This is a genomic window from Salmonella sp. K21076 (genome assembly GCF_039650795.1).
Classification (GTDB): Bacteria; Pseudomonadota; Gammaproteobacteria; order Enterobacterales; family Enterobacteriaceae; genus Salmonella; species Salmonella enterica.
On the sequence record NZ_JBCLYA010000017.1, the window covers coordinates 1 to 20238 of the forward strand.

The window sequence follows — 20238 nt, forward strand, 5'->3', positions numbered from 1 at the left end:
TTTTCCGGCGCCGTTGCCGCCGGTGACCTGCACCCACTCCCCGGCCTCCACGGTGAACGACAGCCCGCGAAACAGCGTCCTCTCGTCCCGCTCGCAGTACAGATCTCTGGCTTCAAGCATTCCCACTCATCAACGTCCTGTCAGAAACCTGGTTTAACATCACGCATATCCGGCAGTTTATGCGCGATCCCTTTGTGGCAATCGATACAGGTCTGTCCATCTTTTACCGCCTGATCGTGCATTTTCGCCGCGACGCCTTTTTGCGCGGTCAGATCCATAAAGTCGAAATTGTGGCAGTTACGGCATTCCTGCGAGTTGTTGTCTTTCATGCGCCGCCACTCATTTTGTGCCATTGTCAGGCGATGAGCTTCAAATTTCTGCGGTGTATCTATCAGCCCAAATACCTTCGCGTACAGTTCTTTACTGGCTTTGATCTTACGGATCATCTTCGGCCCCCACTCATGCGGCACATGGCAGTCAGGACAGGTGGCGCGAACGCCACTACGGTTGTTGTAGTGGACGGTTTCCATATACTCCTCATACACCGTGTTGCGCATTTCATGGCAGCTAATACAAAACTCTTCGGTATTAGCCTTTTCCATTCCGGTATTGAAGCCGCCCCAGAAGATGACGCCGCCGATAAAACCGATTAACAGCAGCGTCCCCAGCGCCAGGCGGCTGGGGCTGCGCCACCATCGCCAGACGCGCTTTATCCAGCCAAGTTTACGGTTAGAATTTTCCATAATGACCTCTTATTTCCCGTAACCTTGCGAGGGGGTAAAGGTATTGTCGATAATCGGCGCGGTATCAGACTGCGGTACGTGGCACTGCAGGCAGAAATAACGACGCGGCGCGACGTTGCCCGACACTTTACCGTCGCTGTCCATAAAGTGCGTCGGACTGATACGCGGCGCGCCCGTCGTACGATAACTTTCCACGCCGTGGCATTGCAGACAGCGGTTGGTATTGGTCGTCACCTGGTAGCCCTCGACGCTGTGCGGGATCATCGGCGGCTGGTTGACGTAATTTAGCGGCATACGTTCCTGCTCTTTCGGCATACGAATCGCCCCTTCCTGCGTCCCGGATACTTCCGGCGACTGGCTCAGATCCACTCCGTTTGCCGCCCAAACCGCACCACTTACCACCAGGGCAAGCGTGGCCATCCATTGACACAGCGCTTTCATCAGGTCATGGCTTTTCATTGTTTCGCTCCCGAACTCCATCGCATTTACACTTCATCCTTCGAGCTGCCTCTTTGTTGGCTGCGCTCGAAAATCCCAGTCACATCGTTATCTATGCTCCCGGGGATTTCCTCGCTTACCGCCGCGATGCATCCCGAATGATGTTGTGTATCGTTATTGTAAAAACATCCTCAGAACAGACATCCACGCAGCGACCGCAGGTCATGCAGTCGCGGTGAGTGACCTGCGCCGGGCTTTGCTCATCCAGCACCGGCGCACGTAGCACATGCGGTTCCGGGCAAACATGAAAACAATCCATACAGCGATTACATTTCTCACGTTTTTTGGCCGTCACGGTCACTACGCCTTTACTGCCCAGCACGCCATACAGCGCGCCCATCGGGCAAATATGACCGCACCAACCGTGCTCAACGACTAATAAATCAAATAAAAACAAAGCAATAATCAGCAACGCGCCGCTACTAAATCCCATAATCAGACTACGACCTAACAGCGACACGGGATTAATCCATTCCCACAGCAGCGTGCCGGTCAACGCCGAACCGATTAACACCACCACCAGAAGGACATACCGTATATGGCGTGGAATCGTCGCCGACTGGTTCAGGTCAAATTTCCTGCGCATCCAGTTAGCCAAATCGGTAACGGGGTTTAGCGGGCAAACCCAACTGCAAAATAATCGCTTTCCCGCCAGCGCATACAGCACAGCGATAATCACTGCTCCCGTCAGCGCCACGGTAGCGGGAAGATGTCCACTGGCGAGACTTTCCAGGGTAATCAGCGGATCGGTCAACGGGAGGGTATCGAACAGCAAACTACTGCTGTAGTTGCCATGCAAAACCCAAAAGCCCAGCCACGGGCCGCTGAGAAACATCCCCAGCACCATAAACTGGCTGATACGGCGTAACACCAGCCAACGGTGGCTACGCCACCAGCCTTTTTTCGCCCGCGCTTCTCGCCCGGCGTCGCGTTTACGATTTGCCATCTTTCCCCTCCAGCCAGCCGAAGCGGTAATGGTGTCCTAACTCCCCTTTCGCCAATGACAACGGCAACACTTTTATCGCTGGTTGCTCCAGTACGCAGACTTTTTCGCATTTGCCGCAGCCGGTACAGGCGTCGCTGTGTACGGTGGGCAGAAAGCGCGCATGTTTGCCAGTGCGCATGTTGCGATCCAGCTCCAGCGTGATGGCCTCATCGATTTTCGGGCATTCGCGGTAGCAAACGTCGCAGCGCAGCCCCTGAAAGTTGAGGCAGTTTTCCTGATCCAGCAGCACCGCCAGCCCCATGCGCGAGTCATCAATGGAGGCGATATCTTTATTCAGCGCCCCGCTGGGGCAGACTTTGGCGCACGGAATGTCTTCACACATTTCGCAGGGGATGTCGCGAGCGACGAAATAGGGCGTACCTGCCGATAGCCCGGAGGCCAGCGTCGCCAGTTTTAGCGTGTCGTATGGACACGCCTGAACGCACTGCCCGCAGCGCACACAGGCGCTGGCGAAAACATTTTCATTCAGCGCGCCAGGCGGACGCAGCCGCACGCCCGTTGCGCGCGCGGTTTGCTGTTGCAAGCCCAGCGCCACGCCAACCGCCGCCAGCCCGCCCGCAGTGCGCACAACATCACGCAGAAAGCGGCGGCGGCCATTTTGGGGTTTCGCTGTACGGGACATAACGCGTTACACCTTCGCCAGCTTAACGGCGCACTTCTTGAAGTCCGTCTCTTTAGAGAGCGGGTCCGTCGCATCCAGCGTCAGGTTGTTCACTAGCTGAGCGGCATCGAAGAACGGCATATACACCAGTCCCTGCGGCGGACGGTTACGTCCACGCGTTTCGACAATCGAAATCACTTCGCCGCGGCGGGACGACACTTTAACCTTATCCCCACGACGCAGATCGCGCGCTTTCGCATCCAGCGGGTGAATAAAGACCACCGCTTCCGGGAAGGCGCGATGCAATTCAGGCACGCGGCGCGTCATACTGCCGGTATGCCAGTGTTCCAGTACGCGACCGGTGGAAAGCCACAGATCGTACTCGTTGTCCGGCGACTCCGCCGCGGGTTCAAATGGCAGCGCGAAGATCACCGCTTTGCCATCCGGTTTACCGTAGAATTTGTACCCTTCCCCCGCTTTTACATACGGGTCGTTGCCTTCGCTGTAACGCCATTGCGTCTCTTTGCCTTCGACGACCGGCCAGCGCAGACCGCGCGCGTTGTGGTAATCGTCGAACGGCGCCAGATCGTGACCGTGGCCACGTCCAAACCAGGCGTATTCTTCAAATAGCCCTTTTTGCAGATAGAAGCCCAGCTCACGAGACTCATCGTTTAACTGATCTTCTTTCAGCTCGCTCAGCGGGAATTTGCTGACCGCAGGCGTGGCGAATAGAACGTCATACAGCGTTTTGCCGCGCAGCTCCGGCTTCTGGGCCAACAACGCCTCCGGCCAGACCTCCTCGGTTTTAAAACGACGGGAGAACTGCACCAGTTGCCAGAGGTCGGATTTGGCTTCGCCCGGCGCTTTAATTTGCTGACGCCAGAACTGCGTGCGGCGTTCGGCGTTGCCGTAAGCGCCTTCTTTCTCAACCCACATGGCGGTCGGCAGGATCAGATCAGCAGACAGCGCGCTCACCGTCGGGTAAGGATCGGAGACAATGATAAAGTTACGCGGATCGCGCCAGCCCGGCATCCGATCTTCATTGATGTTCGGCCCGGCCTGCATATTGTTATTACACATTACCCAGTAGACGTTCAGCTTGCCGTCTTTCAACGCGCGATCCTGCGCCACCGCATGTAAACCCACTTTTGCCGGGATAGTGCCAGCGGGGATCTGCCAGTGTTTTTCGCAGATATCACGGTGTTTTTCGTTCGTCACGACCATGTCTGCGGGCAGACGGTGTGAGAAGGTTCCCACTTCACGCGCCGTACCGCAGGCGGAAGGCTGGCCGGTCAGCGAGAAAGGACCGCAGCCAGGCTGGGAGATTTTTCCGGTCAGCAGATGGAGGTTGTAAACCAGGTTATTCGCCCACACGCCGCGGGTATGCTGGTTAAAACCCATCGTCCAGTAAGAGATCACGCGCTTATTCGGATCGGCGTAGAGCTGTGCCAACTGTTCCAGTTGATCTTTCGGCACGCCGGTCATTTCAGCAGTCTTGTCCAACGTATATTCCGCCACGAAGGCTTTATACTCGTCGAAGCTCATCGGCTCGGAAGCGTCGGAGCCCGGATTCTTCGCCGCTTTTTCCAGCGGGTGCGTCGGGCGTAAGCCGTAGCCGATATCCGTCGCCCCTTTACGCAGATTCACATGCTTTGTGAAGAAATCCTGATTTACCGCGTTGTTCTGAATAATGTAATTCGCGATATAGTTAAGGATCACCAGATCGCTTTGCGGGGTAAAGACAATACCGTTGTCCGCCAGCTCAAAGCTACGGTGCTGGAAGGTGGAGAGGACAGCAACTTTCACATTCGGGTCGGACAAACGGCGGTTAGTGATGCGCGACCATAAAATCGGGTGCATCTCCGCCATGTTGGACCCCCACAGCACAAACGCATCGGCCTGCTCAATATCGTCGTAGCAGCCCATCGGTTCATCCATGCCAAAGGTGCGCATAAAGCCCACCACCGCCGAGGCCATGCAGTGACGCGCGTTCGGGTCGATGTTGTTAGAGCGGAAACCAGCCTTGAACAGTTTCGCGGCGGCATAGCCTTCCCAGATGGTCCATTGACCCGATCCAAACATGCCGATCGCTTCTGGTCCTTTCTCTTTCAGGGCGGTTTTAAACTTCTCTTCCATCACATCGAAGGCCTGTTCCCAGCTCACCGGCGTAAACTCGCCGTCTTTGTGATAGCTGCCGTCTTTCATGCGCAGCATCGGCTGCGTCAGACGATCTTTACCGTACATGATTTTGGGCAGGAAGTAGCCTTTAATGCAGTTCAGACCACGGTTGACCGGCGCGTCGGGGTCGCCCTGGCAGGCGACCACACGGCCCTGCTGCGTTCCCACCAACACACCGCAACCCGTTCCGCAAAAACGGCACGGCGCTTTATCCCATTTGATAGCTTCCTGCTGCCCGACAACGGCGCGGGCGACGCCCGGCACGCTCAGACCGGCAGCCGCCGCAGCGGCCGCAACGGCGTTAGCTTTCATAAAGCTACGACGACTGAGTTTCATGGTGTTTCCTCACCTTGCTCATCCTGCTGGTGATAAACCAGCGACACCGCCAGCACGCCCTCGACATTGCGTACTGACTCAATTGTTTGCATCAGCGTTTCACTCTGGTCTGCTTCCGCCACCACGATCAGTTGCCCGCTTTCAACGTCGCTTAACGCGACTTCGCAACCCGGCAACGTGTTCAACTGTGTGCCAATGGCGGCGATGTTCTGACTTTTGGCCTGCACGACCAGGCTACAGACCTGCCAGTTAGTGCGCATGGTGGTTCTCCGCTTTGATGGCTGACACGGGACAGATAGCCACACACGCCCCGCATCCGTTACAGGCCTGCGAGTCAAGCTGCGGCTGGTAAATACCGGATAACGTGGGACGAAAGGTAATGGCCATAGGTTCACAACTGTCCAGGCAACGATGGCATTCAACCGACTGCCTGGCGAGGCAGTTTTCCGTGAGTGTAAAAATCAGATCCCAGGCCCTGGTGCGGCGCGGAAGAAAGAGAGATTCGGGACAGGCCTGCGCACAGGCATAACAAAAGCTGCACTCGCCCCGTTTGAAATTTACGCTCGGATATCCCCCCGTCCCTCGCTGCAGGATGTCGGCCTCACACGCCTGGATGCAGGCGTCGCAACGCAGACAATGTGCGAGAAAATAGGTCGTTTCTCTGGCCCACGGCGGAAGAATCCCATTGCTGGCGTTGCGCCAACTGCCGGTCAACATGCTTCGACGGGATAAATCAACCATGATATCGCCCTTCCATAACGACACGCTTCCATAGGGAGTGAATGCCAATAAAAACCGTACAATTTATGAGTAGTTATTTTTGTAAATAAGATATTTCAGGATGTGTAAGAGATGCATACCCCGATAGAGGTAAATGCTGTTGCCGGATCAAAAGAGTGCCGGGTAAAGACCCGTAAACGTGCTTTTTCTCACATTTCAATGAGTTATATAGATATTTATATAACGGAAATCACTAATAGCTGATAATTTCATTTACATTATCAATATCAGAATATTCCACTATATAAAAAGACGTTATTTTATTAATAATCTTGAAAATATGAGTAAATACAGATTAATAGATAATATGAATGTGTTAATCTGTTGTCTGTGCATACCGAAAACAGCAGAAAGGAAATACTGTGAACAATCAAATGAAGATGTTTGTCCCTGCCGTCGTCTTCGCCGCCCTCGCCAGCGCCTCTGCCTGGGCTAACAATGGCGATACCGCCCAGCCGCTGGAAAAAATCGCCCCCTATCCGCAGGCGGAGAAAGGAATGAAGCGGCAAGTGATAACCCTTACCCCTCAGCAGGATGAATCTACCCTCAAAGTGGAACTGTTGATTGGTCAAACGCTGAATGTGGATTGTAACCAGCATCGCCTCGGCGGCACGCTGGAAACAAAAACGCTGGAAGGCTGGGGCTACGACTATTATGTCTTTGATAACGTCACCTCTCCGGTATCAACCATGATGGCCTGCCCTGAAGGTAAGAAAGAGCAAAAATTCGTCACCGCCTGGCTGGGTGAAGACGGGATGCTGCGCTACAACAGCAAGCTGCCGATCGTGGTGTATACCCCGGCGAATGTGGACGTGAAATACCGCATCTGGAAAGCGGACGCTAACGTACAGAATGCCATCGCGCGATAATGTTACGCTGCCCGGTCACACTTACCGGGCATCTGAACACGCCGACTCACGCAGCGCTCCGGGGTTCTTTTTAAAACACGTCTGGAAACCCGCTCGCCCGCCGCAAAAAATACCCCGATGCCTGGTGGCGACGCGTGGCATCTTATCAGGCCTACCCGCGTGCGGACGTAGGGCTGCCATCAGGCAGTTTATCCGGCGCCATAGTCCATTACGCAGTACGCGCAACCGCATCACGCGAAGCGGCGTCACGTTCGTCGCCGGTGAGTTCGGTTAACTGCCCGTTACGCATTTCAAGCAGGCGATCGGCGTGAATAAAATAGTGATCATCATGGCTGATGGCGAAAATGGTTTTGCCCATTTCCTGCATTAACGGCAACAGTACCTGATAAAATTCCCGGCGGAAATGCGGGTCCTGATCGGCGGCCCACTCATCCAGCAAAATAATATCGCGCTCTTCCGCCAGCGCCAGCAGCAGCGCAATGCGCTTTTTTTGCCCTTTCGACAGTTTAAGATTCAAGATGCACCCATCGTTTAGCTCCAGCTTGTGCGTCATTTTCAGGTGCTCAAGCCACTTTTCGACCAGCGCGGGATTGGCGGGTTTCCCCTGCGGCCCCAGCAGGCGGTCGAATAACCACACATCGGTGAACACCGCAGAAAACAGTTTGCGATAATCTTCCGGCTGCCCGGCGGCAACAGGTTGACCGTCAAGTAAAATCGTTCCCGATTGCGGCTGGTATAAACCGGTCAATAACATGGCCAGCGTCGATTTCCCGCTACCGTTGCCGCCAATTAAAAACAGCAGTTCGCCGCGGTGAATCGTCAGGTTGATGGGCCCCACGGAAAACGCGTTATCCTGATAGTGAAAAACCACGTTGCGCAGCTCCAGCGTCTTCCAGTCGGGAAAGGCTTTCGGCTGTGGAAAATCAGGCTTATACGGGGCGAGCGCGAATTTATTCAGTTTATTAAACGCCACCTGGGCGGTCAGTAGCGTTGGCAACGCCCCCACCGCAGACAGCAGCGGCGTGCGCAGGAACAGCAACGTCAGTGAATAGGTCGCCGCGACGTTGGTATCCGCCCAGCCGAGACTATTCGCCATCCAGAAGACCAGGCCTATCGCCCCCAGCATCATGATATTCGACCAGTTGACGGCGCTCAGGTGAAAAGTATCGGCACGGATAATGTGATGACGGTACTCTTTGGCGTCCGGGGTATAGCATTGCTGAAAAATCTGCTCCGCACGCTCGCGGTTTAGCGTCAGCTCTTTGCGTCCCTCCAGCACCGTCTGATAGTCGTTGTACAGCTTATCTTCGGTCTCGCGCAGGGTCGCCATATGCTGGTAAACCCGCGCCACCAGCACGAATCCGCCCCAGATAGTGACCGCCATCCAGATAGCCGTAACCAGCAGCATTTTTGTCGATAGCATCGCCAGATACGCCGCCGAGCCGACGGTGAGGACAATGCCCTGCACCAGCTCAGGCAGACGCACAAAGGCGATAGTAATATTGCGAATATCGCTGGTCAGACCGGCCAGTAAAGAGGCGCTGCCCAGTTGCTCAATGCGTTCAACGTGCGTATCCAGAATGCGCTTGATAAATTCGCTGCGCAGGCGGTAAACGAAATGGTGTCCCAGAGCGGTGAGCGCCAGTTGGGAACCTAATGTGACAACCATTAGCAACAGGAGCAGACCGAGAAATTCCGGCAGCACCATGACGGTGGTGTCCACCGTTTCAATCAGGCGCTGATTGATAAACGCGATCAGGCCAATCCCCAGCGCCGCGCTGGCGAGGCTCAGCGCCATCACGCTAATAAATGGCCAGCGGTACTGCCGCCAGACAAGAATAAGAAGTTCCATGCATACAACCCGGACCGATAATAACAGCCCGCAGTTTAACTAACTCTACCTGCACAGCAATAATAATTCTTATTTTTATTCTTTTTCAGCCGCCTGACGGAAGGTGAGATTGTAACGAAATTCACCGGTCATGGGATGAAAGCCCGCTTTAAGCGGCTGGATACCGTGATAAAACAGGCGGGACTCGCCGCCCCAGACCACGATATCGCCATGCTCCAGTAAGATCCGCTGGAGCGGATCGCTGCGACGCAGGCCGCCAAACTGAAAAACCGCCGGCACCCCCAACGAAACTGAGACGATAGGCGCGCGCAGATCCGGCTCGTCTTTATCCTGATGCAGCGACAGTTTTGCGCCAGGCGCGTAGCGATTGATCAGGCAGGCGTCCGGTTGGAAGCTAGCATACCCTGCCGCGATTGCCGCCTGACGACATACGCTGGCAAACGATAACGGCAGCGCAGGCCAGGGTTTATCGGTCAACGGATCGCGCACGGCATAACAATAACCGTGACCATCGGTGGTCCACCCTAACGCGCCGCAGTTGGTCATCGCCACCGACATAGTGTAGCCGCCCGGCGTCACCATCTGACGAAACGGTGACTGACTGGCGACAAATCCGATATCGTCTAATAGCGACTGCGCCGCGCGAAACGCAAAGCGGCGCAACACCACCGCGCCAGGCGCCAGGGGCTCTTGCCAGGGCGCTTCATCAGCAAACAGATCCAGCATTGCTACTCCTCTTTTTGCGCTTCTCGCTTTAATAGCTGCGCTTTTCGACGCACGCCCCAACGATAACCGGAGAGCGCGCCATCGCGACGCACGACCCGATGACACGGGATCACCATCGCCAGTTTATTCGCGCCGCACGCGCTGGCGACCGCGCGTACTGCCGTGGGTTTGCCGATAGTCGCGGCAAGCTGTTGATAGCTTACGGTTTCGCCGCAGGGAATCGCGCATAACGCCTGCCAGACCTGCTGTTGAAACGCGGTTCCCTGGATATCCAGCGGCAACGAGAGCAGCACATCGCGTGTGTTGATAGCCGCGACAACCTGCCGCACCCGTTGCTGAAAAGGCGCGTCAGCAGGTTCGTGGCGGGCCGCCGGGAAAAGGGTGTGTAATTCGGCCAGTAGCGCATCGTCGCTATCACCGGGGAGAATCGCGCAAATCCCCCGCCCGCTCTCCGCCACCAGGCACCGTCCGTAAACCCAGTCCGTCAGCGCATAGCGAACGGAGACATTATCGCCGCCTTTGCGAAACTGTTTTGCCGTCATGCCCAGCGTCTGGTCGGCATGACGATAGTAGCTACTGCTATCCGGGAAGCCGGCGCGGTAAATAGCCGCCGTGATCGGCTCTCCTTTCGCCAACGCCTCACGCAGCCGCCGGGCGCGCCACGCCTGCTGCCACCCTTTCGGCGTCATTCCGGTGCTCGCTTTAAACAAACGGTGCAGATGAAACGGACTCATTGCCACCGCCTGCGCCAGAGACGCCAGCGTTACCGGCGTCTCCTGCTCAAGTAAACGGCAGGCGCAGGCAATCTTATCCAACCGCCGTTGCTGCGCGCGCGCATTATCCGGCTGACAGCGCTTGCAGGGGCGAAAACCGGCGTCCAGCGCCTGCTGCGCGTTGGCAAAAAAGCGAACATTTTTACGTAACGCCCGCTTCGAGCGACAAGAAGGGCGGCAAAAAACGCCAGTGGTTCGCACTGCAAAAACGAAACGCCCATCCGCGCTGGCATCGCGCGCCTGCACCCGCAGCCAGCATTCATCATCGGTAAGTAACGCTTTTTTCATCATAGACTCCTTCATTAAGCATAGTGCTTGCTTACATGCAGTGTGTCCGTAAATCCGCCCACAAAAACCCGTAATCTTGCGTTTTAATTCTTATCGCTCACCAGGAATGTTTTGAACTGCGGCGACATCCAGGTTTTAAAGCCTTCACCTTCTTTCATGATCATAAAGACCGCCAGCCCTTCCCGCCGCACGACCTCTTGCGCCTTTTGCGTACCGAGCACCATCAGGCCGGTGTCCCAGCCGTCCGCTTCCAGCGCCGTTGGCGCGATGACCGTAACCGATACCAGATTGTGTTCAATGGGGCGCCCCGTTTGCGGATCGATAACGTGCGATACGCGCTTGCCATCCAGCTCGTAATAGTTACGGTAGCTGCCGGAGGTGCTGATGCCATGCCCGTTGATATCCACAATCGCCTGCACCGCGTTTTCCCGGTCGGTCGGCTTCTGAATCGCGACGCGCCACGGCAGCCCCTGCGCATTCATCCCGCGACTGCTTAATGCGCCGCCCACCGAGACCAGATAACGCGCAATGCCCTCCTGCTCCATCAGACGCGCCAGATGATCCGCCGCATAGCCCTCCCCGACCGTGGAGAGATCAACATAAAGATCCGGCAGATCTTTTTGCAAAAACTGATGTCCAGCCCTGTCGATAACCTGCAAATGTTGCAGGCCTGTTTTCGCTTTTGCCGCATCGATTTGTGCTGGTGTTGGGATATGCAGCGGCTGCCGATCCGGTCCAAACCCCCACAGATTGACCAGCGGGCCCACGGTGATATCCATCGCGCCGTCCGTCTTCGCGCCAATACGCAGCGCCGAGGTCACGATATCCGCCATGGCTTCGCTGACCGGCCAGGGCGCAAGACTGCGTGAATGGTTAAAACGCATCAGCGCGGAGTCATTTTTATAGGTAGAAAGCAACCAATCATCAGCATCAAGCTGAGTCTGGATTTTAGTCTGTAACTCTGCGGCACGTTTCGCATCGATACCAACCACGCTCACCCGCCAGAGGGTTCCCATCGTTTTACCTTCCAGCACCTGAGCGGCAGGTGACGCTGTTGTCGTTTCGGGAGCCTCATCGCAGCCCATAAGTAAAAAAGCCGCTGCCAGACACACGGCCCGGCAAAAAGTCATTTTCATCGCTGTTTATCCTCATTCGAATGGACGCAAGCGTATATCAAAACGTCGTATTTGTACGCCGGAATAAGGCATGAAAAAAGGGCCCGCAGGCCCTTTAGCAACATCTTTTGCTGATTAGAACTGGTAAACCAGACCCAGCGCTACGATGTCGTCGGTGTTGATGCCCGCATCGCGGGTAAAGTCGTTTTTATCCAGCAGGTTGATTTTGTAATCAACATAGGTGGACATGTTTTTGTTGAAGTAGTAAGTCGCGCCGACATCAACGTATTTTACGATGTCCTGGTCGCCATAGCTGGCGCCGTAGCCGTTGCTGATGTCCTTACCTTTAGACTGCAGGTAAGCCACAGACGGACGCAGACCAAAGTCGAACTGGTACTGAGCAACCACTTCAAAGTTCTGCGCTTTGTTGGCAAAACCGTAAGAGGTGGACGGGTTGCTGCCGTTAGAGGTACCAAAACGGGTTGCGTTATAGGTCTGAGAATACTGCGCTGCCAGATAGATGTTGTTCGCATCGTATTTCAGGCCGCCGGTGTAAACCGTGGCGCGATCGCCGTTACCATACAGGCGAGCGTTAGCGGTGTTGTTCTGATCGGCAGTACGTTTAGACGTGGTGATAGCGCCACCGACAGAGAAGCCTTCGCCGATTGCATAAGTCAGCGATCCGCCGTAACCGTCGCCGTTCTGGTTCAGCAGGCTGCGACCGTTGGTGTTTTCACCGCTCACGCTGCCGTTTTTGCCCTGATACTGCAACGCGAAGTCCAGACCATCCACCAGACCGAAGAAGTCGGTGTTACGGTAGGTAGCATAGCCGTTACCACGCTGCTGCATAAAGTTGTCAGCGCCGTAGGTGTCGCCGCCGAACTCCGGCAGAACGTCGGTCCAGGAGGTCACGTCATAGGTTACGCCGTAGTTACGACCATAATCGAAGGAACCTGCGTCAGCGAATTTCAGACCCGCAAACGCCACACGCGTCCAGGAGTCGTTGCTGCCTTCAGTCTGGTTGCCCTGAATCTGATATTCCCACTGGCCATAACCGGTCAGCTGATCGTTAACCTGCGTTTCGCCTTTGAAGCCGATACGCATGTAGGTCTGGTCGCCGTCGCTGCCTTTGTCGTCAGAGAAGTAGTGCAGGCCATCAACTTTACCAAACAGGTCTAATTTGTTGCCGTCTTTATTATAAATTTCAGCCGCATTCGCTGCGCCCGCCACCAGCAGAGCTGGTACCAGGAGGGACAGTACTTTAACTTTCATGTTATTAACCCTCTGTTATATGCCTTTATTGCTTTTTTATGCCACTGCTTACTGGTTAACCCTCATTAACCAGTCGGCAAGTCCATTCTCCGCAAAAATACAGAATAATCCAACACGAATATGATACTAAAACTTTTAAGATGTTACAGTTATCTATATAGATGTTTCAAAATATGAATTTTACGGAACTTTTTTAAAGCAAAAATCAAGTAAAAATAAGCACAAATAGACAAAATATATTCACGAAACTTTTAAAATCAACGGGTTAAATTGATGAAATTCATAGCACTGAATGATAAAACAGAATCTTCATTCGCAACTAAAATAGTGACCGCTATCATCATTAACTTTATTTATTACCGTCATTCACTTCTGAATGTCTGTTTACCCCTATTTCAACCGGATGCTTCGCATTCGGTTTTTTTACCCTTTTTCAGACACACCCGGCTGATTTATGCTACCTGCCTAAAACTATCACGGTTATTCACTACCCTCCCCTGCTCGACCGTTCATAAGACATTAGCAAATAATTTCTTGATATTTAGTGCTAAACATTTATAAGTAGTCTTTATATTTGTACCGTTTTGCGAAGGTTGTACGCTTTTCCCGTCCCGCCGACGGAGCGCGTGTTAAGTTGCCCGGCATGACGTAAGAGTCTGGAAATTCATTCATTACCCTTTATACTGCCCTTCACCTTCAGCGTTGCTTTTACAGGTCGTAAACATAAATGAGTCAGTCTGACACAACGGTCTCTACCCGATTCTCCCTTCTACCGGGAAGCATTACCCGTTTCTTCTTATTGCTGATCATTGTGCTGCTGGTAACGATGGGCGTTATGGTACAGAGCGCCGTCAACGCCTGGTTGAAAGACAAAAGCTATCAAATTGTCGATATCACTCACGCTATTCATAAACGCGTGGACACCTGGCGGTATGTTACCTGGCAAATTTATGACAACATCGCCGCGACCACTACGCCATCGACAGGTGAAGGACTTCAGGAAACGCGTCTGAAACAGGATGTGTATTATCTTGAAAAGCCGCGACGTAAAACTGAAGCGCTGATTTTCGGTTCCCATGACAGCGCCACGCTGGAAATGACGCAGCGTATGTCAACTTATCTGGATACGCTGTGGGGCGCGGAAAACGTGCCGTGGTCAATGTATTACCTCAACGGACAGGATAACAGCCTGATTCTTATCTCTACCCTACCGTTGAAAGATCTCTCTTCCGGCTTTAAAGAGTCCACTATTGGCAATATCGTCGATTCCCGCCGGGCAGAGATGTTGCAGCAGGCGAATGCGCTGGATGAGCGCGAAAGTTTCTCCTCATTGCGAAAACTGGCCTGGCAAAACGGTCACTATTTTACGCTGCGCACGACCTTCAATCAGCCAGGACATCTGGCAACCGTGGTGGCGTTTGATCTGCCCATTAATGATTTAATCCCGCCGGGAATGCCGCTGGACAGTTTTCGGATAGAGCCTGACGCAACCCAGACGACGGGGCGAAGCAGTGAAAAGGAAGCGCCAGATAGCGTCACGATTAGCTTTAACGGTTCAAAAATTGAGATCTCCTCAGCGCTTAACTCTACCGGAATGCGCCTGATCTGGCAGGTACCGTTCGGTACGCTTTTGCTTGATACGTTGCAAAATATTTTGCTGCCTTTACTGCTGAACATCGGGCTGCTGGCGTTGGCGTTATTTGGCTACGCCACGTTCCGTCATCAGCCGGGACGGTCGACGGAATCGACATCCGGCAACGCGGCGAATAATGAGCTTCGCGTCTTACGCGCCATTAATGAAGAGATCGTTTCTCTGCTGCCGCTGGGTCTGCTGGTCTACGATCAGGAAGGCAACCGCACCGTGATCAGCAATAAAATCGCCGATCATCTGTTGCCGCATCTTAACCTGCAAAATATTACCAGCATGGCGGAGCAGCATCAGGGCGTGATTCAGGCGACAATTAATAACGAACTGTATGAGATCCGTCTGTTTCGCAGCCAGATCGCCCCCCGCACGCAGATCTTTATTATTCGCGATCAGGACCGGGAAGTGCTGGTGAATAAGAAGCTTAAACAGGCGCAGCGTTTGTATGAGAAGAATCAGCAGGGCCGCGCCGCCTTTATGCAAAATATCAGCAACACGCTTAAAGAGCCCGTACGCCAACTGGCGGTTAACGCCGCGGCAGTCACCACGCCGGAAAGCCTGAAACTGGCGGATCAGGCGGATGTATTAGTACGTATGATCGATGAAATCCAACTGGCGAATATGCTGGAAAATGACGCATGGAAAAGCGAAGCCACGCTGTTCTCCCTGCAGGATCTTATTGACGAAGTCGTGCCGGAAGTGCTGCCCGCCATTAAGCGTAAAGGGCTGCAACTGCTGATTAATAACCATCTTAGCGGCAACGATGAACGCTGGGGCGATCGCGACGCCCTGCGCCGGATTTTGCTGCTGTTGATTCAGTATGCCGTCACGACGACCGCTATGGGTAAAATTACGCTTGAAGTCGAGCAGGATGAATCTATCGCGGAGCGTCTGACTTTCCGTATTCTGGATACGGGCGAAGGCGTAACGTTAAACGAGATTGATAATCTGCATTTCCCGTATATGAATGAAACGCAGGGCGACCGTTACGGCAAAGCGAATCCGCTCACCTTCTGGCTGTGCAATCAACTGGCGCGCAAACTGGGCGGTCATCTCAACATTAAAGCGCGAGAAACGCTGGGCACGCGCTATACCGTTCATGTCAAAATGCTTCCTCACGATCAGCATACTCAGGTCGAAGAGCGCCTGCTGGACGACGTGAGCGTGATGGTCGATGTGACGTCCAACGAGGTTCGCGCGATTGTGCTGCGTCAGTTAGAAAACTGGGGCGCCACCTGCATCACGCCGGATGAAAGGCAGATAAGTCAAGAATATGATCTCTTTTTAACGGATAATCCGTCTAATCTTACTGCCTCGGGCTTGCTTTTAAGCGATGATGAGTCAGGCGTGCGGAAAATTGGCCCGGGTCAGTTGCGCGTCAACTTTAATATGAGCAATGCTATGCAGGAAGCTGTACTACAACTTATCGAAGAGCAGCTGGCGCAGGAAGAGATTCCCGCCTCCCCGCTCGGCGGAGATGAAAATGCCGAGCTTCATGCCAGCGGCTATTATGCGCTATTTGTAGACACAGTACCGGATGATGTTAAGAGGTTGTATACTGAGGCGGCAACCAGCGATTTCGCTGCGCTGGCCCAAACGGCCCACCGCCTGAAAGGGGTGTTTGCCATGCTTAATCTGGTACCCGGCAAGCAGTTATGTGTAACGCTGGAACATCTGATTCGTGAGAAAGATGCTCCAGGTATAGAAAAATATATCAGCGACATTGACGCCTACGTCAAAAGCTTGCTGTAGCAAAGTAGCCCAATACATGAACAATATGAACATAATTATTGCCGATGACCACCCGATTGTACTGTTCGGTATTCGCAAATCACTTGAACAAATCGAGTGGGTGAATGTTGTCGGCGAATTTGAAGATTCCACAGCATTGATCAACAACCTGCCGAAATTAGATGCGCATGTGTTGATCACTGACCTCTCCATGCCGGGAGATAAATACGGCGATGGGATCACCTTGATCAAGTACATCAAGCGTCATTTTCCGAGCCTGTCTATTATCGTTCTGACCATGAACAACAATCCGGCGATCCTGAGCGCCGTGTTGGATCTTGATATTGAAGGGATCGTACTCAAACAGGGTGCGCCAACCGATCTGCCTAAGGCGCTGGCCGCGCTGCAAAAAGGCAAAAAATTCACCCCGGAAAGCGTTTCTCGTCTGCTGGAGAAAATCAGCGCAGGCGGTTACGGCGATAAGCGCCTGTCGCCAAAAGAGAGCGAAGTATTACGCCTGTTCGCCGAGGGCTTCCTGGTCACCGAAATCGCCAAGAAGCTCAACCGCAGCATTAAGACCATCAGCAGCCAGAAGAAATCGGCGATGATGAAACTGGGCGTAGAGAATGATATCGCGCTGCTCAACTATCTCTCTTCCGTCACCCTGAGTCCGACAGACAAAGAATAAATCGCTTTTATGTTACCCAGCCTGATGGCGCTACGCTTATCAGGCCTACCAGTCGACTCATCTTTTACAGGCCGGACAGGCGACGCCGCCATCCGGCATTTTTTATGCCCGCGTTTTACGTACCCGCTCGGCATACACCGCCAGCGTCTGTTTCAACGCATCCAGCGTCACAGGCTTCGACAAACAGCTATCCATACCGGACTCCAGGCAACGTTGTTTCTCTTCCGCCAGCGCGTTCGCCGTCACGCCGACGACCGGCAGCGTCAGCCCAAGCTGACGGATACGCTGCGTCAGGCGATAGCCGTCCATGTTCGGCATGTTCACATCGCTCAGAACAATATCGATAGCATTTTTACTCAGCACATTCAGAGCGTCCACGCCATCATTGGCTGTCTTACACTGATACCCCAGCGATCCCAGTTGATCGGCCAGCAAGCGGCGATTGATCGGATGATCGTCAACGACCAGAATCATCATGTCGTCATTTGAATCTGCGGTTTTATCCGTCGTCGGCAATGCGCTGGAAAGCGCTTCACTATCCAGCTCAATACTATAGATACGCGCCAACAGCGCGGGCAACTCATGCACCGACGCCACACTATGCACCCACTCGCCAGGCGCTCTTTCCAATGGAATCCCGATATGACGGCGGCAAAAGACGACCGCCGCCCTCCCCTGCCAGGTATGCTCCAGCGCGTCATCGACAATCAAAATATCGTCTGCGGCGGGTTCTTGCCCTTCATAACGCTGCGTATGAACGCCGCTACGCGCCAGACTGGTCTCAATAAACTGGCACAAAGAAGTATTGCGCACCGCCAGCCAACAGCAGGTTCCGGCGAGTCCTTCCACGCTCTTTTTCACAGGGTATTGCGCGCCATAAAGCGGGATGCGCAACGTAAACTGGCTTCCCATGCCCGGCTCCGAATCGACGGAAATATCGCCGTCCATCATGCTGATCAATTTTTCGCAAATCGCCAGCCCCAGACCGGTCCCCTGAAAGTTACGCTGTACGCCGGTTCCCACCTGGAAGAAGGGATCGAACAGGCGAACCACCTCTTTTGCCGGAATACCAACCCCGGTATCCCGCACGCGAATGCTGAGATAATCCCCATCACAGCGCACATGCAGCACGATGCAGCCAATATCGGTAAACTTAATGGCGTTGCTCAACAGGTTTGAAATAACCTGCTGTAAACGCATCGGGTCGCCGTTCAGCGATACCGGCACGTCAGGCTCAATAAAACAATACAGGCCGAGTTGCTTACGCACCACCAGCGGCAGATAATTGGCGGTGATATGGTTCATCACCTCTCGCGGTGAAAATTCGCGCGGCTCAATCTTTAGCTGTTCCGACTCAATTTTCGAGAAGTCGAGAATGTCGCTGATAATTTTCAGCAACAGACTGGAGGAGTTATTCATCGCCGTGACCAGACGATCCACGCCTTTTGGCAGCTCTTTGGTTTGCAGCAGATCGAGATTGCCGATGATACCGTACAGCGGTGTGCGCAATTCATGGCTGACCGTTGCAAGGAACATGGATTTAGACTGGCTTGCCTGCTCCGCCGCCTGCGCCATCTCTTGCAGCGACTCTTCCATTTTGACGCGCGTACTCACATCTACCAACACGCAAATCGCGACGTTTTCATTACGATAGCGGGAATGGACGAAGCTAATTTGCAAATTGGTATTATTGCTGGTCAATACATCAACAAAGTTGACCTGCTGGCCGCAAATGATTTGCGTCAGGCGCTGTCTGTCTTCATGCGTGAGCATGTTCAGGTAGGTGTGCGCCAGTTCGTTACTCAGAATATTGACACCATCAATAGTGCGCAGAATACAGATCCCCACCGGCGCGGAGGCAACGATTTTACGGTTGAACTGTTCATGTTCTTCCAGACGCTGGGCATCGCTCTCCGCCGGAATGAAAATTCGCCGCTCATACATCCGCGCAAGCGTAAACAGCCCTGCGCCCACCAGCACGTTCAGCAGGATAGCGTTCAGGATAAGAATACGAATACGCTCCAGGACTAAATCTACAGGCACAGAATAGACAATACTGAGCGAGGATGGCGGCAGGCTTTTTTTGAGTACCAGTTCGCGAAAACCTGGCGTATAACCAAACCAGGAACGCTCCTGCATCCAGCGCGGCTCCGCTTTAATAATGCCGTCAGGACCGGTCAACGAAATCAGCGAATGGCCGTTCTCATCAATAATAGTGACGCCCATCGGCAAACTGCCGGGCGTGAAAAAATTTTCCATACGGATGGACTGCTCAACGCCCAGCAGCGCCTGCAGACGATTGGCCAGATACACCGGCGTCAGCGCATAAAAGTAGCCCACGCCCTGACGCGCGCCCTGGCTTATCCAGAAAAGGTTATTCCCACTTTCTTCCTGCGGCGCGTTGCGGTATTTCATAATCCGCTCATGTAACGCTTTTAACGCATCATCGCGCTCCACGGGCATTTCACGCAGGCCGAAATTCGCCATACAGAGGTTATCGCTGCCAATCAGGAAAACGCGGTTAAGATCATACGCCGCTGAAAAGTTGTCGCGCCAGTAACGCATAAACCAGGCCAGCGACTCCAGCGAGCCGCGCCAGGCGGAGCCCATCGCCGCACAGTCTGAGTCGGCGAATAGCGGTTCAAAATCCGGCACCACCATTTTGTCATCACGCGCACGCGACGACATGACGCCGTTTTCCGCCGTTAAACGGTTCTCGGCGATATATTTGAGCTCTTTCATCACATCCGACGTGCGCTGGATAAAACGCTGCGCCTGATCGGAGCTAAGGTTGAACTCCTGACGAATTTCAGACTCCCGCTGGTGCAGGGCATTGACGATGTAAAACACCGAAACAAAGGCGATTAAGAGCCAAATGAGTAACGCTAACGCTCTGAATAAGTAGCGCGAGACTTTCAGCGTAGTTCGAAAGGAAGCAAGGTATTTCAAAGGGGCGAAGCTCCGCCTCAGGATGTAAATAGAGTGTGACTAAGGTAGCGGTAAATGACGTAGCCCGCAACGGCAAAATAAATATCCTCCGGCATAGCCGGAGGTTTTTCTGATGCGCCTGTAAGGCTCTCTTACCAGCCGCGCCCTAACAGGCGCATACGATCTGACATTTGCATCAAACTTCGTTA

General features: G+C 53.7%; 16 protein-coding genes and 1 pseudogene. 3 read left to right on the forward strand and 14 right to left on the reverse strand.

All coding sequences use genetic code 11. The annotated features are described in order from the left end of the window. From AAYN39_RS06900 to napF, 8 genes and pseudogenes are all read right to left on the reverse strand, one after another. Window positions 1-120, reverse strand: a pseudogene (locus AAYN39_RS06900) (heme ABC transporter ATP-binding protein CcmA); the annotation flags it as partial. Between the two features lie 20 nt (window positions 121-140). Next, entirely contained in the window at window positions 141-743 is a 603-nt protein-coding gene (gene napC, locus AAYN39_RS06905; RefSeq protein WP_000431773.1) for a cytochrome c-type protein NapC, read from the reverse strand. A gap of 9 nt (window positions 744-752) precedes the next feature. Then, entirely contained in the window at window positions 753-1202 is a 450-nt protein-coding gene (gene napB / locus AAYN39_RS06910) for a nitrate reductase cytochrome c-type subunit (protein WP_000835182.1), read from the reverse strand. Between the two features lie 115 nt (window positions 1203-1317). Then, window positions 1318-2187, reverse strand: a complete 870-nt coding sequence (napH, locus tag AAYN39_RS06915) for a quinol dehydrogenase ferredoxin subunit NapH (protein WP_000013528.1) — start codon at window positions 2185-2187, stop codon at window positions 1318-1320. After that, window positions 2174-2869, reverse strand: a complete 696-nt coding sequence (gene napG / locus AAYN39_RS06920; RefSeq protein ID WP_000091679.1) for a ferredoxin-type protein NapG — start codon at window positions 2867-2869, stop codon at window positions 2174-2176. The genes napH and napG overlap by 14 nt, the downstream gene beginning before the upstream one ends. A 6-nt stretch (window positions 2870-2875) precedes the next feature. Next, complete coding sequence (gene napA, locus AAYN39_RS06925; protein WP_000778090.1) at window positions 2876-5362, reverse strand: nitrate reductase catalytic subunit NapA; 2487 nt, start codon at window positions 5360-5362, stop codon at window positions 2876-2878. After that, window positions 5359-5622 (reverse strand): chaperone NapD, encoded by a 264-nt coding sequence (gene napD, locus AAYN39_RS06930; protein ID WP_001260058.1) that lies wholly within the window; start codon window positions 5620-5622, stop codon window positions 5359-5361. The genes napA and napD overlap by 4 nt, the downstream gene beginning before the upstream one ends. Then, on the reverse strand, window positions 5612-6103 hold the full coding sequence (gene napF, locus AAYN39_RS06935; protein WP_000228073.1) for a ferredoxin-type protein NapF: 492 nt from the start codon (window positions 6101-6103) through the stop codon (window positions 5612-5614). The genes napD and napF overlap by 11 nt, the downstream gene beginning before the upstream one ends. A gap of 413 nt (window positions 6104-6516) precedes the next feature. Between napF and eco the strand changes: the two genes are divergently transcribed. Beyond that, window positions 6517-7011, forward strand: a complete 495-nt coding sequence (eco, locus tag AAYN39_RS06940) for a serine protease inhibitor ecotin (protein ID WP_001764187.1) — start codon at window positions 6517-6519, stop codon at window positions 7009-7011. Between the two features lie 208 nt (window positions 7012-7219). Here eco and AAYN39_RS06945 read toward each other — a convergent pair whose 3' ends face one another. The 5 genes from AAYN39_RS06945 to AAYN39_RS06965 form a co-directional block, all read right to left on the reverse strand. Then, entirely contained in the window at window positions 7220-8863 is a 1644-nt protein-coding gene (locus AAYN39_RS06945) for a multidrug ABC transporter permease/ATP-binding protein (RefSeq protein ID WP_000421580.1), read from the reverse strand. A 75-nt stretch (window positions 8864-8938) separates the two neighbouring features. Continuing rightward, complete coding sequence (gene alkB / locus AAYN39_RS06950; protein WP_000884984.1) at window positions 8939-9589, reverse strand: DNA oxidative demethylase AlkB; 651 nt, start codon at window positions 9587-9589, stop codon at window positions 8939-8941. Window positions 9590-9591: 2 nt separating this feature from the next. Further along, complete coding sequence (gene ada / locus AAYN39_RS06955) at window positions 9592-10653, reverse strand: bifunctional DNA-binding transcriptional regulator/O6-methylguanine-DNA methyltransferase Ada (protein WP_000975974.1); 1062 nt, start codon at window positions 10651-10653, stop codon at window positions 9592-9594. An 80-nt stretch (window positions 10654-10733) separates the two neighbouring features. Next, window positions 10734-11786: an FAD:protein FMN transferase ApbE gene (gene apbE, locus AAYN39_RS06960; protein ID WP_000784304.1), complete on the reverse strand. Its 1053-nt coding sequence runs from the start codon at window positions 11784-11786 to the stop codon at window positions 10734-10736. Window positions 11787-11900: 114 nt separating this feature from the next. Further along, entirely contained in the window at window positions 11901-13037 is a 1137-nt protein-coding gene (locus AAYN39_RS06965; RefSeq protein WP_000865526.1) for a porin OmpC, read from the reverse strand. A gap of 727 nt (window positions 13038-13764) precedes the next feature. Here AAYN39_RS06965 and rcsD point away from each other — a divergent pair. Continuing rightward, window positions 13765-16434 carry a phosphotransferase RcsD gene (gene rcsD / locus AAYN39_RS06970; RefSeq protein ID WP_000083208.1) on the forward strand — a complete coding sequence of 890 codons (2670 nt, stop codon included), beginning with the start codon at window positions 13765-13767 and terminating at the stop codon, window positions 16432-16434. Window positions 16435-16450: 16 nt separating this feature from the next. Continuing rightward, window positions 16451-17101 (forward strand): response regulator transcription factor RcsB, encoded by a 651-nt coding sequence (gene rcsB / locus AAYN39_RS06975; protein ID WP_001061910.1) that lies wholly within the window; start codon window positions 16451-16453, stop codon window positions 17099-17101. A 102-nt stretch (window positions 17102-17203) separates the two neighbouring features. On the opposite strand, the gene rcsC is transcribed toward rcsB, so the two are convergent. Next, complete coding sequence (gene rcsC, locus AAYN39_RS06980; RefSeq protein WP_000876074.1) at window positions 17204-20050, reverse strand: two-component system sensor histidine kinase RcsC; 2847 nt, start codon at window positions 20048-20050, stop codon at window positions 17204-17206. Window positions 20051-20238 lie beyond the last annotated feature (188 nt).